This window comes from Mesorhizobium sp. WSM4815 (assembly GCF_055811575.1).
Genome location: NZ_JBVVQS010000099.1, coordinates 222,160 through 235,687, shown reverse-complemented (window position 1 = coordinate 235,687; position 13,528 = coordinate 222,160). Strand labels below are relative to the sequence as shown.

Sequence of the window (13,528 nt, the reverse complement as noted above, 5' to 3'; positions counted from 1 at the left end):
GGCCTTTTGCATTGTCCTGTCATGCAATGCCTCAACGCGGGGAGTTTCTCATGACGCTCAGCACCATTCTCATCATCATTCTGATCCTCATTCTGATCGGCGCGGTGCCGGCATGGCCTCATTCGCGTTCCTGGGGTTATGGTCCCTCCGGCATCGTCGGCGTCATCCTGATCGTGCTGCTGGTGTTGCTGCTGATGGGCAGGATTTGACCCGGAGTTTGGTGTGCACGAATGCTACAGCGCTGCGCGTCCTTTTGGACTCACAGCGCTGTAGCATTTGATTTTGCGCATGGTCCTTTCCGAGCCTTCGGTTCGAAACGCACGTTTTCAGGCAGCTTTCGAAACGCCATCAATCGTGGCCACACCGATATCATCGAGGGCTTCTGCCACCGCCCTATCCAGCGGCGTATGCGGGATCGTGCCGAGGATGCCTTCCAGTCTTGCCGAGACCAACTGGTGTGGCTCGAAGCGGAGATAGGACATCGAGACGAGCTCGCGCCACATCGCCACGAACGGACTGCCGGCGCGCAACATCCACCACGGCATCGACGTCAGTTTCAACGCGCGCCCGAGCGCCTGCTCCGCTGCGGCCTTGATCTCCAGATCGGTAACGGGGTGGCCGGGAAAGTTCAGCGCCTCGTAGGTGCCGAGCTTTTCGAGATTCTCAGTCAGTCCGACGAAAGCCTTGGCCATATCAGGCAGATAGGCCCATTCATGTAGGAGATCGGCCGGCCCGGGGGCGGTATAGACGCCCTTGTCCATCTTGGCGGCCACCATCAGATCGAACCACGATCCGGTGCCGGTGCCGCCGAAGAAATCGCCGGCTCGCAGCAGAATGGTGCGCACTCGGCCGGCTTCGGCCTCGCGGCGAAAGAGGTCTTCCATGGCGACGCGGATGCGGCCCTTTTCCGTCGTCGGGTGGAATGGCGTGTCTTCGGTGATGACCGCCGGCATCGGCGAGCCGTAATTGTAAACGCTGCCGGGAGCGAGGTGCAATGCATGGTTCGCCCGGCACGCGGCCATGACGTTCTCGGCCATCGGCAGGCACTTGCCCCAGTCGGTGTAGATCGGGTTGAGACCGTTGAAGATGATGTCGACGCCTTCGGTGGCGCGGATAAGCGCTTCGCGATCGAGCCCGTCGCCGGCGACGGCTGTGGCGCCGGTGAGTTCTGCCGGTATCTTGCCGTTGCGGGTGATGGCGCGGACATCATAGCCGGCGTCGATGAAGGCCTTGGAAACCACGCGGCCGAGCCGGCCATTGGCACCCAGAATTGCGATCTTGGTCATGTTTCGTTTCCGTGTTTGCGTTACGGTCACAATATGATCCGCCCGCAAACGAATGGAAATTGACTGAATCTGGCGACATGATATTCAGTTTTGAATGGAAATCGACTGGAATCTGATCAAGAGTTTCGTCACCGTGGCGGAAACCGGCAGCCTGTCCGCTGCCGCGCGCAAGCTGGCTGCAAGCCAGCCGACGCTCGGCCGCCATATCGCCGAGCTGGAGCAGGCGCTCGGCGTCACCCTGTTCCGGCGCGGGCGGCGCGGCTACGCCCTGACAGAAGCCGGCAGTACGCTCTATGAACGCGGCCGGGCGGTGAGCGAGCAGGCGAGCGCCTTTTCGCTGTTGGCGCTGGGATCGGTCGAGGCGATCGAGGGCACGGTGCGCATTGCCGCCAGCGAGGTGGTGGCGGCCTATGTCCTGCCAGAGATGACGGCGCGGCTGGGCGCCGAGGAGCCCGGCATCGAGGTCGAGATCGTCGCGTCGAACCAGGTCGAGAATCTTTTGCGCCGCGATGCCGACATCGCTATCCGCATGGTCAAGCCGGCCCAGAACGAACTGGTGGCGCGCAAGGTGGCAGACATTCCGCTCCGCGCCTGCGCGGCAAAATCCTATCTCGACCGGCGTGGCCGTCCGCGCGAACCCGGCGATCTTGCCGGCCACGACCTGATCGGCTTCGACCGCAGCGATGAGATCATTCGCGGCTTTGCCCAATTCGGTGTCCCGCTCACCCGCAATGCCTTCCGTTTCAGAACCGACAACCAAATTGTGCTGTGGGAGGCGGTGCGGTCGGGAAACGGCATCGGCTTTGGCCAGGAGCCGCTGGCCGACCGCGATCCGCTGGTGGAGACAGTGCTGCCGGGCCTCGGGCTGCCGACGCTGCCGGTATGGCTGGCCATGCACCGCGACGTGCGCACCAGCGTGCGCATCCGCCGTGTCGCGGATTTCCTCTATGAGGAGTTGAAGCGCTATTCGGCCGGGGCCGCGTCAGGCGCGAATTCGGCGCGGTGAGCGAGCCCGGCCATCAAGAATATGACGACCAGCAGTCCCGACAAAGCGACGAAGATCGGACCGAAGCTTGAATGCTCGGCGATGAAGCCGATTGCCGACGGCGCCACCAGAATGCCGGAATAGCCCATTGTGGTGACGACGCTCATGCCGGTGCCGGACGACATGCCTTCCTGGTTGCCGCCGGCCGAAAACAGGATCGGCACCATATTGGCGATGCCGAAGCCGCAAAAGGCAAAAGCTGAGATGGCGAGCCAGGGCGAGGGCGCCAGTCCGGCCACCAGCATGCCGGCGGCGGCGACAAGCGCCGAGACGCGCAGTGTCGTCACGGCTCCGAAACGGTTACGGACGCCGTCGCCAACGAAGCGCATGACGGCCATGACGCCGGAAAAAGCAGCGTAGGCCAAACCAGCTACGGCGAGGTCGGTGCCGAGTTCCTGTTGCAGGTAAAGCGCTGCCCAGTCGAGCACCGCACCCTCGGAGATCATCGTCATCAGCGCCATCAGCCCGACCAGATAGACCAGCGGATTTCCAGGCAGCGCGAACTTGCGATGCCCGATTACCCCCGAGGACGCTTGGGGCGGCTTGTCCTCGGCAATCAGGTAGCGGACTGCCACTGCAATCACGGCGAAAGCGAGCGCCGTCACCACCGTCGCATGGGCGAGATGACCGTAATTCTGGATGGCGAGGCCACCGAGAGCGCCGCCGGCGAAACCGCCAAGGCTCCAGAAGCCGTGCGAGGACGACATGATGGCCCGGGACAAGCGCCGTTCCACCGTGACCGCATTGGCGTTCATGGCGACATCCATGCCGCCGATCGAACCGCCAAAGATGAACATGGCGATGGCCGCCAGCGGCACGTTTGGAGCCAGCGCCACAACCAGCAGGCCGAAGCTGCCGATGAGGCCGAACCAACGCAGCACGGTGCGCGACCCATGCCTGGAGATCAGGTGGCCGCACCAAGTCATCGCTGTGACCGCGCCGGCACCGAACAGCAGGATCAGCAGGCCAAGCGTGAACTTGCTGATATCCAGCCGGGTCAGCACCACAGGGATCTGCGGCGCCCATGCGCCGGTCAGAAAGCCATTGGCCAGGAAGATGGCCGCCACGGCCCATCGCCCACGAATGGCGGTCTGCATGCGGTTTAGCGTGTCCATCGTGTAGAATCCGATGCGAAAAATAGCTTCGCGCGGCAAATTAGATCGATTCAATTTGCAGTCAAGGGCTCGTTCTTGAAAAGTGCTTGGGCCAAACGGCTCGCTTGAACCCAGGTTGATGATGCAGACCTGGTCGAGCTTTGTTCGACCACGATCTTGTCCGAAAACCGGTTTCCACTTTTCGGGATCGTGGTCTCAGTGATCCCTGGGGCGTCTTGCCTCGAACTCGGCCTTCTTGGCATTGGAGGCGTCGGTCTGGTTGAGCGCCTGCCATTCGGCATAGGGCATGCCGTAGATGATCTCGCGCGACTGGTCCTTGCTGAGATCGACACCCTCGGCCTCAGCGGCGTCGCGATACCAGTTGGACAGGCAGTTGCGGCAGAAGCCGGCGAGATTCATCAGGTCGATGTTCTGCACGTCAGTGCGTTCACGCAGATGCGCGACCAGCCGGCGGAAGGCGGCGGCTTCGAAATCGCGTTTCTGCTCGTCGCTGAGTTCGGTCATGTGTTCTTGGCCTCCTTAGAGCGGCCCGGTGCGCGAGCCGAATCGTTTGACCCGATGTATATCGGGACGGCGATTGATCGCGTCAACGATCGGCGCCAGCCGTTCGGCCCAGGCGACCGCATCCTGCCGATCGGCGATCAGGTCCTGACGGATTTCCATCAGCGCATGGGCAAATCCGTTGACGATGGCATGTCTGAACATGGTGTCGCCGCGCAGCGCGCCGTCGTAGGGCTCATTGTCGCCGACGATAAGGCTTTTGTCCTCGGCGAGCATGTCGATCAGCGGTCGCGCCACCCGGTCGTCGCGATCCCACAAGATGCCAACACGCCAAGGGCGCACGACCCCCTGCATGAACGGGGTGAAGGAATGCACCGAAAGGATAAAGGGGGCGCTTGCGCAAGCCTGCGCCACCGAGGCGATCATGGCGCCGACCGCATCGTGATAGGGTCGATAGAAGCGGTCGAGCCGCCTTTCACGTTCTTTCAAAGTAAGTGGATAATTCCCCGAAATGACGGTGCCGTCATAGAGTTGGCGGATCAATGTCGGATCGTCTTCGCCGCGATTGGGATCGATCAGAAGCCGCGAAAAATTGGCGAGTACCGCCGGCACGCCGAGCAAAGCGGCCAGTTCGCGCGTCACCATTTCGACACCGATGTCGTAGGCGATATGGCGGTCGAATTCCGCCGCCGGCAGGCCAAGGCTGCCATACTCTTCCGGCAGGTCGCGACGGGCGTGATCGGCCAGGAGCACGATGCCTCGCTTGCGGTCGCCTTCGACGACGTCGAAAGGCGCGAAAACTGTGGATCGGGTCATCGGCGGGAAATGGTCTGTTCGCTGGCTTCGGGGGAGGATGGTATCCTCATTCCACGAAGGGGACGATTACGCAATGCCGTCGTTTGGCCACGGTTTCTGCGGAAATCTGGCGGAAGGCGACTGACCGTGCGCTAGAGGCCTTTCTAAATCGATTGGAATTGAGCAAAAGGGCGCGTTGACATGCGCCCGGACTTTTCCGAAAAGGGGCGTTGAGAGATGCAAATGTGGTTCTTGAGAGGATTCAGGATGGGTTCCGCCGGCAGGCCGCGTGTGCGCTATGCCTTCGCCATGCCGTTCCTGACCTTCGCTGTGGGCCTCGCCGCGATGGTTGCTGCCTCGCCGGCGCGCGCCGATTTCCGTGTCTGCAACGCCACGCAGAACCTGGTCGGCGTCGGCATCGGCTATCGCGCCAAGGCCGGCTGGATCACCGAAGGCTGGTGGCACATCGAGGGATCGAGCTGCAAGACGTTGATCGAAGGGCCGCTGTCATCAAGATTTTACTATCTTTATGCAGAAGACGCCGAACGCGGCGGGCGCTGGGATGGTCCGATCAACATGTGCGTGGCCGAAAAAGAGTTCAAGATCGCCGGCGTTAGCGATTGCGTCGCCCGGGGCTTCCAGCGCGCCGGATTCCAGGAATATGACACGGGCGAGCAGGCAAGCTGGATGGTCCAGCTGACCGATGACCCCGCAACGGGGGGCGTTCCAGCCGCCCCGGGAACAAACAGTCAATGAGACGCAGCCGCAAGGTCAAGATACTCGCCACCATCGGTCCGGCCTCCTCCTCCGAGGACATGCTGAAGAAGCTTTTCGAAGCCGGCGCCGACGTGTTTCGCATCAATATGAGCCACACCGATCATGAATTGATGCGCACACTTGTCGGTCGCATCCGCACTGTCGAGAAAGCGGTCGGCCGGCCGATCGGCATTCTCGCCGACCTGCAGGGACCCAAGCTTCGGGTCGGCAAGTTTGCCAACGGCAAGGAGACGCTGACACTCGGCCAGACTTTCACGCTCGACGACAATCCCGAGCCCGGCAACTCGACCAGGGTCTATCTGCCCCATCCGGAAATCCTGAGATCGGTCGAGGCCGGTCACCGTCTTTTGATCGACGACGGCAAACTCGAGCTGAAGGCGGTGGAGAGCGACGGACAGGCGATCGTCTGCACCGTCGTCGCCGGCACCAGCATCTCCGACAAGAAGGGCGTCAGCCTGCCCGACACCGACCTGCCGGTCGGCGCGCTGACCGAAAAGGACCGCAGCGATCTCGATGCTGTGCTGGCCACCGGCGTCGACTGGGTGGCGCTGTCGTTCGTGCAGCGGCCGGAGGATCTGGCGGAAGCGCGCAAGATCGCGCGCGGCCGGGCGCTGATCATGGCCAAGATCGAAAAGCCGCAAGCCGTCGCCAGGCTGGCCGAGATCATCGAACTTTCGGACGCACTGATGGTAGCCCGCGGCGATCTCGGCGTCGAAATGCCGCTCGAAGCCGTGCCCGGCATCCAGAAGCAGATCACCCGCGCCGCGCGCCGCGCCGGCAAGCCGGTGGTGATCGCCACGCAGATGCTGGAATCGATGATCACCGCGCCGGTGCCGACCCGCGCCGAGGTGTCGGACGTCTCGATCGCCGTGTTCGAAGGCGCCGACGCCATCATGCTCTCGGCCGAATCCGCGGCCGGCGCTTACCCGGTCGAGGCGGTGGCGATGATGAACCGCATCGCCAGCAAGGTCGAAACCGACCCGACCTATGCCGGCATCATCAATGCGCAGCGCTCGGAGCCGGAAGCGACCGGCGCCGACGCCATTTCGCTTGCCGCCCGCGAAATCGCCGAGACGCTGAAACTGTCGGCGATCATCAGCTATACGGCGTCCGGCACGACCGGCCTGCGCGCCGCGCGCGAGCGGCCGCAGGTGCCGATCGTCGCCCTGTCGCCGATCGTCAACACGGCGCGGCGGCTATCGCTTTTGTGGGGCACGCATTGCGTCGTCTCGCCCGACGCCATCGACCTAGACGACATGGTCGACCGCGCCTGCCGCATCGCTTTGGACGAGGGGTTCGGCAAGCCCGGCGACCGGGTCATCATCACCGCCGGCGTGCCGTTGAGGACGCCCGGCTCCACCAACATGCTGCGCATCGCCTATGTCGGATCGGACGTGCAGGCCCGCCGCTAGGCTTGGCCGTCGCTTCGAATGATTTCGGCGAGGTTGCTCTAAATTGGCGCGAGTTCGGCGTCCGGCGCTTTGATGTCGGCGCATTTGCCGGCACCGTAGGTGTCGCCGGCAATCCTGATTTCCACGGCCTTCGCCATTGCCTGGAGGTCCACGTCCCTGCCGGCGACCTTTTCGATCGCGCCGACAACGAGATCGGGTGCTATCCAGTCTGGCTTGTGGCCGAGATTGCGGACCCAGACCAGTTCGGCCCCGGCGATATCGCGGACGAGGCCGACCGAATGGATCGTTGCATAGACCACCTTGTCGCGGTCGCCCGAGATGACCACAGTCGGCGCCTTGATATCGCGGTAGTGCGGTGCGGCATCGAGCGTGTAGCGATAAAGCCCGGCGACATCGGTGGCGTTGGCACGAAAGGCGTTCGGCCGAAGCACCAGCGGGATCGCGACCTCGGCGACATAGAAGTCCGGCACCTTATTGGGGGCAAAGACGCAGGCGGTGGCGGCATTCATCTGCAGCGTTCCCGACGGATAGGTCAGCGTTTCGGAAAAAAGCCGACCGGCGATCGGGATGGTCGTCAAATTGTAGTACCAGGCGGTCGCGCCGCCCGGCCAGGGATGGGTGGCAGGCGCCATGAACACCAGGCCGAGCGTCTTGTCGGGATGCTCGCGGCCGAAGGCGGTGGTCACCGAGCCGCCGAAGGAATGGCCGGCGATGATGGCTTTCCTGATGCCGAGATGGTCCATCAGCGCTGCGATGGTGCTGGCCTGTGCCGATGGGGTCTCGTTGTTGCCGGGGCCGCGCGCCGACCAGCCTGCACCCGGGCGGTCGAAGAACAGCATCTCGGCACGGCCTTCCAGCAAGGGCCTCAACGGCAGCATCTGATCCCTGAGATTGGCGCTGGCGCCGTGGATAAAGACGATCGGCGGCAGTTCGGCGTTTTCCCCGGCCGGAATGTGAACGTAGTGGATGCGGGCACCGTTTATATCCGCGAAGTCGCCGATCGGCGGATTGCGGCGCTCGATCAGCCATGAACCGGCGCGGGTGACACCTGCAAGGGTGAACACAAGCGCCAGGAGGAAGGCGAGCGCGGCGTAGATCGGGTTCATGGAGAGAGGTACGGATCGGAGCGAAATTAGTTCACAGTCTAGCTAAAAAGACTTTCACTCAAGTGGAATTGTCCGCCAACCTCATATCCCTTCGCCGGCAAGTTCTTCGGAAAGCGTGCCGACCTGTTCCTGGGCACTGCGCATCATCGGATAGATGCTGAGCACGCGCTGCCAGGCTTCCAGCGCCGACTGCTTGTGGCCGGTTACCGCCATGATCTGCGCCAGGCCGGACAGCGCGCCAAAATGGCGCGGCTCGAGCTGCAGCGTGCGGTCGATGTCCGCCATCGATTTCCCAAAGTTATTCATCATGAAATGTACGGTGGCGCGCCGGTTCCAGCCTTCGGCATAGGCCGGTTGCAACGTCACCACCTGGTCGAGGAAGTCGAGCGCTACGTCGAACTTCTTGTCTTCGGCCGCTTTTTGCGACCATTGCATCATCAGGTCGATCGAGGCGCTGCCGGATTGCGACCACTCGTGCGAGATGCGCGCCGCGATGCGCTCGGCGGCTTTTTCATTGCGCTCGCGCTTCAGGTCGACAAACAGCTGGTCGAGCCTTTCCTCCCTGGTCGTGGCAACCGGAGGGGTGACCGGGTCTTCCGCCTGAGCCGGAAGCGGGGCGACACCGAAAAGAAAAAGCGCCGCGAAGAATGCAAAATGAATCCGCATGACCGGAATCTAACCCCGGACAACGGATCGTCAAACTGAATTTAGCGTGAAAGGGCCGGCAGGCCGGTATTAGAGCGCCACGCGTCGTTTTGGACGCGTAAAGGACGCTCCAGCATTTTGAACTCCTCGCATCGTGTTTTCCGAAAATCGATTCCGATTTTTGGGTCGATGCGGTACATCATGCAGGCGCTGAGGCAGGCCGCCCCAACGCGAAAAGGCTCAGCCCTGGCGCGCCTTGTAGCGCGGAGCGGTCTTGTTGATGATGTACACGCGGCCCTTGCGGCGAACCAGCTGGTTGTCGCGGTGACGCGCCTTGAGCGCCTTGAGCGAATTCTTGATCTTCATGGTCTTGCCCGTCGGTCTGGGCCCGCTTGGGCCGAATTATTAAGGCGCGCTCGGAAAGCGCGCCTCTCAACTTGTGCGTGGCTCATAAACGAGGAGCCTTGCCCGTGTCAACCAAGCATGTGGCGGAGTTTGAGTTTCTGCCCTATCGACGGCATCAATGCATGTCGCGCAAAAGTGCGCAGCGGTTTTGCGATAACGACATGCATAAAGCAACAACCTAAAGCGCGTCGCGTGAGGCCGGCCGAATGCGACGCGCTTTAGAGCGGCGCCGTCGAATAGCCTCAACGGTAGCGGCTCATTCGCGTAAAATGGCCCATCTTGCGGCCGGGGCGTGCCTCGGCCTTGCCATAGAGATGCAGCATCAGATCGGGCTCGGCGAGCAGGGCCGGGATGCGCAGGATATCGTCGCCGACCAGGTTTTCCATGACGCAGTCAAAATGGCGGCCGGGATTTCCCAGCGGCAGGCCGGCGACGGCGCGAATGTGCTGCTCGAACTGCGAGACGATGCAGGCGGCTTCCGTCCAGTGGCCGGAATTGTGAACGCGCGGCGCGATCTCATTGGCCAGCAGCGCGCCGTCGGCAAGGACAAAGAACTCGATGCCGATGACGCCGACATAGTCGAGCGCGGCAAGTATTTCTGCTGCCGCCGCCTGCGCTGCAGCGGCGGTTTCGGACCCTATCCTGGCCGGCAGGGTCGAGCTGTGCAGGATGCCGCTGCGGTGGACGTTTTCTGCCGGATCGTAGGCGGCGAGCGAACCGTCCATGCCGCGCGCCGCGATCACCGAGATCTCGCGTTCGAAGGCGACGAAGGATTCGAGGATCAGCGGCACGTTGCCCATCGCCTCGCAGGTGCCGGCAAAGCCCCCCGTTTCCATGTTGCGGAAGACGCGCTGGCCCTTGCCGTCATAGCCCATGCGTCGCGTCTTCAATATGCCGCTGCCGTTGAACTTTTTCAGCGCCGTCGTCAATTCGTCGTCATTGTCGACGGGGCAGAAATCCGCGGTGGGAATGCCGATGGCGTTGAGGAATTTCTTCTCCGCCACCCGGTCCTGCGCTACTTCCAGCGCGCGCGCCGGCGGATAGACCGGGACCGTGATGGCAAGCGCGCTGGCCGCCATGACCGGAACGTTCTCGAACTCGTAGGTGACGACGGCGCTGACTGCAGCCAGTTCGGCGAGCGCGGCCGTGTCGTCATAAGCGGCAGTGATCTGCAGGTTGGCGACCTGTGCCGCCGGACAATCCGGCTGCGGCTCCAGCACGACCGTGCGGTAGCCGAGGCGCGCCGCGGCCATCGCTAGCATGCGGCCGAGCTGGCCGCCGCCGATGATGCCGATGGTCGATCCGGCGGCCAGGCTCATGGCGTGTCCGTGGGCTCGGCGGCGACCTTGGCGGTCTGGGCGGCGCGCCAGGCATCGAGCCGGGCGGCGAGCTTTTCGTCGGTCAGCGCCAGCACGGCCGCAGCCAGAAGGGCGGCATTGGTGGCGCCTGCCTTGCCGATGGCCAGCGTGCCGACCGGAATGCCGGCCGGCATCTGCACGATGGAGAGCAGCGAATCCTGCCCGGAAAGCGCCTTCGATTCCACCGGCACGCCAAAAACCGGGAGCGGCGTCATCGCCGCCGTCATGCCGGGCAGGTGTGCCGCACCGCCGGCGCCGGCGATGATCACCCGAAAGCCGGCCGCCTTGGCACCCTTGGCGAAGTCATAGAGCCGGTCGGGGGTGCGATGGGCCGAGACGATCAGTCGCTTGTGCGGAATGCCCAGTGCCTCCAGCGTTTCGGCGGCGTGGCGCATCGTCGCCCAGTCGGACTGGCTGCCCATGATGATGGCGACGTCGGCGCGATGATCGTCCAAGCTTCTGCTCCCGGCGGCAAAGGCGCGCCTTAGCGGAATTCGGGATCGACGGCAAGGATGTGCTGCCTCTGCGCAAGCGTTCTGGAGTGAGGCGCCATCATTGCCTAATCCGGCCAGCGCAAAGCGCCGGCGCTATCCTTGCGGGCCGACTTCATCGCATCCGCCGGACGCTCGGCCACGCTCAACACGGCCCGCAGGCGTTCGGCGACGATTTCCGCCTCGCCGGGATGGAGATTGCACGGGTCGAGAAAGAAGTGACCGCGCTCGACCTCGTGGTTGCGCACGATAATGGGAGGCGAAACGGCCGCCAGCGCCGAGGCAAGACCGGCGGCGGTGAATCCGCTTTCGGGCGCAACAAACACCTGCAGGCGGTCGAGCGGATTGCCGGTCGGATCGGGAATGACATGCGCGGCGATGCCGGGCAGGCCCAGCAATGCGTCCTTCCACAGATCGAGCGCCGCTTCTTCCCGCTTGCGGATGCCGGCATGATCGCGCCGCTCCCAGGCCTCCAGTGCGGCCATGGCGCCGGCGATGCTTTCCTTGCCGACCTTCATCGCCCGCGCAACGCCACGGTTCTGCAGATAGGCGGCGCGCACCAGATCCTTGCGCCCGGTGACGATGCCGCTTGTCGGTCCCGAGAGGAATTTGTGTCCGCTATAGACGACGATGTCGGCGCCGCGCGCGAGAAAGCCGCGCAAATCGTATTCGGAGGCGGCGTCGACGATCACCGGGACGCCCTTGGCGTGGCAGATCTCGCAGAACTCCTCGAGCGAGAGCATGCCGTATTGCACCGTGTGATGGGCAACGACGTAGAGGCCTGCCGCGGTGCGGTCGCGGATCGCTTCGCGCACATGGTAATCCTGCGTCACGCTGACCGTACCGGCCGGTACGGTGCTTGCCCCGGCCAGCCGGATCGACTGGTCGATCGGCGCGCCGTAATTGACGATGTGGCCGAGTTGGACGATGACCTCGGACTTGAGGCCCTCGGTGTCGTCCGGCAGCCGCTCGATCGCCAGAAGGTTGGTGCCGGTCATCGTGCCGGCAATGGCCATGGCGATGCCGCTGGCGCAGCACGCCGTGACGAAGCCGGCCTCGCCGCCGGTGAGGCGTGCGACGATCGTGCTTGCGGCACGCTGCAGATCGTCCATCTCCACCCATTGCGAGGCGATTTCCGACATGGCGGCGATCGCTTCCGGGACGATGATCGATGCGCCGAGCGCCGTCATCGTGCCGGAGGCATTGATGATCGGGCGAAGGCCGAGCCGTTCGCGGATTGTCGTGTTGGAGCCGTTCGCGGAATAGGTTTTCATCTCTGGAGGTCCCATTGGTAGACTTCAGCCGGCGATCTCGACGACCGCCTCGATTTCCACGGTGATATTGCCCGGCAGGGAGCCGACACCGATCGCCGAACGGGCGTGCCCGCCGATACTATCAAAGACAGCGGCGAAAAGATCGGAACAGCCATTCACCACCTTCGGATGGTCGCTGAAGGTCGGGATCGCGTTGACAAAGCCAAGCAGCTTGACGACGCGCACAATGCGGCCGAGGTCGCCTGCCGCAGCGTGCATGACGGCGAGCAGGTTCAGACCGGTGAGACGGGCATGCTTATAGGCCTCTTCAACCGTGACGTCCTCGCCGACCTTGCCGGTGCAAAGCGTGCCGTCGGCGCGCAATGGCCCTTGGCCGGAGAGGAAGATCAGCCGTCCGCTTTCGGCATGGGTGACGAAGTTGGCGATCGGCGTCGGCGGCTCGGGCAGTGTCAGGCCCAATTCGGCGAGCCGGATGTAAGGCGTCATGAAAAGGCTCCTTGCGACAGCTTTCGCCGTCCTTCAGAAATGCGAGGCACGAAACCGCGCCAGGAAACTGCGGAGACGCTCATTGTCGATGTCCGCGCCCAGAATCTCGGCGGGCGGGCCTGCGGCGCTGACGCCGCCGTCTGCCATGAAGATGATGCGGCTCGAGGCATCGCGGGCAAAGGCCATCTCGTGCGTGACCATCACCATCGTCATGCCGTCCTCGGCCAGGCTGCGCACGACCTCGAGCACCTCGCCGACGAGTTCCGGGTCGAGCGCGGAGGTTATCTCGTCAAGGAGCAGGATTTTTGGCTCCATCGCCACCGCGCGGGCGATGCCGACACGCTGCTGCTGGCCGCCGGAAAGCTCGGCCGGCAGGCTGTCGGCCTTGTGGGCAAGGCCGACCCGGCCGAGCCAGTGCTCGGCAATGGCTCGGGCCTCGGTACTGCTCTTGCCGCGCACCTTGCGCAGGCCAAGCATGATGTTGCCGGCCGCCGTCAGATGCGGAAACAGATTGAAACTCTGGAACACCATCCCGGTTTCGGCCCGCATCTTCGCCAGGTCGCGCTCGCTGCGGCGCTGGCGTGTTCCCGTGTCGCGGAAGCCGACCTCCTTGCCGTCGATGCGGATGGAGCCGCTGTCGTAGCTCTCCAGGAAGTTGACGCAGCGCAGCAGCGTGGTCTTGCCGCTGCCGGAAGGCCCGATGACAGTCACCACCTCGCCGCGCGTCACCTGCAGGCTGACGGAGCGCAGGACCGCGACGGATCCAAAGGACTTGGAAACCTCGGAGACATCGAGAAGCGCCGGATTGGCGGGCGTGGCGATGGGCATCTTG

At 63.7% G+C, this 13,528-nt stretch carries 16 protein-coding genes; 4 read left to right on the top strand and 12 right to left on the bottom strand.

All coding sequences use genetic code 11. From position 1 onward, the window contains the following. Positions 1-50 precede the first annotated feature (50 nt). Entirely contained in the window at positions 51-209 is a 159-nt protein-coding gene (locus tag AC0L2B_RS24400) for a DUF3309 family protein (RefSeq protein WP_091593346.1), read from the top strand. Between the two features lie 117 nt (positions 210-326). Here AC0L2B_RS24400 and AC0L2B_RS24395 read toward each other — a convergent pair whose 3' ends face one another. Further along, positions 327-1,286 (bottom strand): NAD-dependent epimerase/dehydratase family protein, encoded by a 960-nt coding sequence (locus tag AC0L2B_RS24395; RefSeq protein WP_473747119.1) that lies wholly within the window; start codon positions 1,284-1,286, stop codon positions 327-329. Between the two features lie 94 nt (positions 1,287-1,380). Between AC0L2B_RS24395 and AC0L2B_RS24390 the strand changes: the two genes are divergently transcribed. Next, the gene (locus tag AC0L2B_RS24390) at positions 1,381-2,292 is read left to right on the top strand and encodes a LysR family transcriptional regulator (RefSeq protein ID WP_091593342.1); all 912 of its coding nucleotides are present in this window, start codon (positions 1,381-1,383) and stop codon (positions 2,290-2,292) included. Here the strand turns inward: AC0L2B_RS24390 and AC0L2B_RS24385 are convergent. The 3 genes from AC0L2B_RS24385 to AC0L2B_RS24375 all read right to left on the bottom strand — a co-directional run bounded on the left by AC0L2B_RS24385 (position 2,250) and on the right by AC0L2B_RS24375 (position 4,763). Continuing rightward, a complete protein-coding gene (locus AC0L2B_RS24385) occupies positions 2,250-3,446 on the bottom strand; it encodes an MFS transporter (RefSeq protein ID WP_473747118.1) in 1,197 nt (398 codons plus the stop codon). The genes AC0L2B_RS24390 and AC0L2B_RS24385 overlap by 43 nt on opposite strands. A gap of 195 nt (positions 3,447-3,641) precedes the next feature. After that, entirely contained in the window at positions 3,642-3,950 is a 309-nt protein-coding gene (locus tag AC0L2B_RS24380) for a DUF1244 domain-containing protein (protein WP_023797020.1), read from the bottom strand. 15 nt (positions 3,951-3,965) lie between these two features. Beyond that, the gene (locus AC0L2B_RS24375) at positions 3,966-4,763 is read right to left on the bottom strand and encodes an N-formylglutamate amidohydrolase (protein WP_473747117.1); all 798 of its coding nucleotides are present in this window, start codon (positions 4,761-4,763) and stop codon (positions 3,966-3,968) included. A 246-nt stretch (positions 4,764-5,009) separates the two neighbouring features. On the opposite strand from AC0L2B_RS24375, the gene AC0L2B_RS24370 reads away from it, so the two are divergent. Beyond that, positions 5,010-5,498, top strand: a complete 489-nt coding sequence (locus tag AC0L2B_RS24370) for a DUF1036 domain-containing protein (protein WP_023797022.1) — start codon at positions 5,010-5,012, stop codon at positions 5,496-5,498. Then, positions 5,495-6,931 (top strand): pyruvate kinase, encoded by a 1,437-nt coding sequence (gene pyk / locus AC0L2B_RS24365; protein WP_023797023.1) that lies wholly within the window; start codon positions 5,495-5,497, stop codon positions 6,929-6,931. Before AC0L2B_RS24370 ends, pyk begins: the two co-directional genes overlap by 4 nt. A gap of 38 nt (positions 6,932-6,969) precedes the next feature. Here pyk and AC0L2B_RS24360 read toward each other — a convergent pair whose 3' ends face one another. The 8 genes from AC0L2B_RS24360 to AC0L2B_RS24325 form a co-directional block, all read right to left on the bottom strand. Then, entirely contained in the window at positions 6,970-8,037 is a 1,068-nt protein-coding gene (locus AC0L2B_RS24360; RefSeq protein ID WP_473747116.1) for an alpha/beta fold hydrolase, read from the bottom strand. A gap of 81 nt (positions 8,038-8,118) precedes the next feature. Then, the gene (locus tag AC0L2B_RS24355; protein ID WP_473747114.1) at positions 8,119-8,703 is read right to left on the bottom strand and encodes a tetratricopeptide repeat protein; all 585 of its coding nucleotides are present in this window, start codon (positions 8,701-8,703) and stop codon (positions 8,119-8,121) included. 219 nt (positions 8,704-8,922) lie between these two features. Further along, a complete protein-coding gene (gene ykgO / locus AC0L2B_RS24350) occupies positions 8,923-9,048 on the bottom strand; it encodes a type B 50S ribosomal protein L36 (protein ID WP_006327841.1) in 126 nt (41 codons plus the stop codon). A 281-nt stretch (positions 9,049-9,329) separates the two neighbouring features. Beyond that, positions 9,330-10,406: a 5-(carboxyamino)imidazole ribonucleotide synthase gene (locus AC0L2B_RS24345; RefSeq protein ID WP_473747113.1), complete on the bottom strand. Its 1,077-nt coding sequence runs from the start codon at positions 10,404-10,406 to the stop codon at positions 9,330-9,332. Continuing rightward, positions 10,403-10,900, bottom strand: a complete 498-nt coding sequence (purE, locus tag AC0L2B_RS24340) for a 5-(carboxyamino)imidazole ribonucleotide mutase (RefSeq protein WP_065011353.1) — start codon at positions 10,898-10,900, stop codon at positions 10,403-10,405. Before purE ends, AC0L2B_RS24345 begins: the two co-directional genes overlap by 4 nt. A gap of 104 nt (positions 10,901-11,004) precedes the next feature. Next, positions 11,005-12,210, bottom strand: a complete 1,206-nt coding sequence (locus tag AC0L2B_RS24335; protein ID WP_473747112.1) for an aminotransferase class V-fold PLP-dependent enzyme — start codon at positions 12,208-12,210, stop codon at positions 11,005-11,007. 24 nt (positions 12,211-12,234) lie between these two features. Continuing rightward, positions 12,235-12,696 (bottom strand): RidA family protein, encoded by a 462-nt coding sequence (locus AC0L2B_RS24330; RefSeq protein WP_473747111.1) that lies wholly within the window; start codon positions 12,694-12,696, stop codon positions 12,235-12,237. Between the two features lie 33 nt (positions 12,697-12,729). Then, positions 12,730-13,524 (bottom strand): amino acid ABC transporter ATP-binding protein, encoded by a 795-nt coding sequence (locus AC0L2B_RS24325; protein ID WP_473747110.1) that lies wholly within the window; start codon positions 13,522-13,524, stop codon positions 12,730-12,732. Positions 13,525-13,528: the final 4 nt, after the last annotated feature.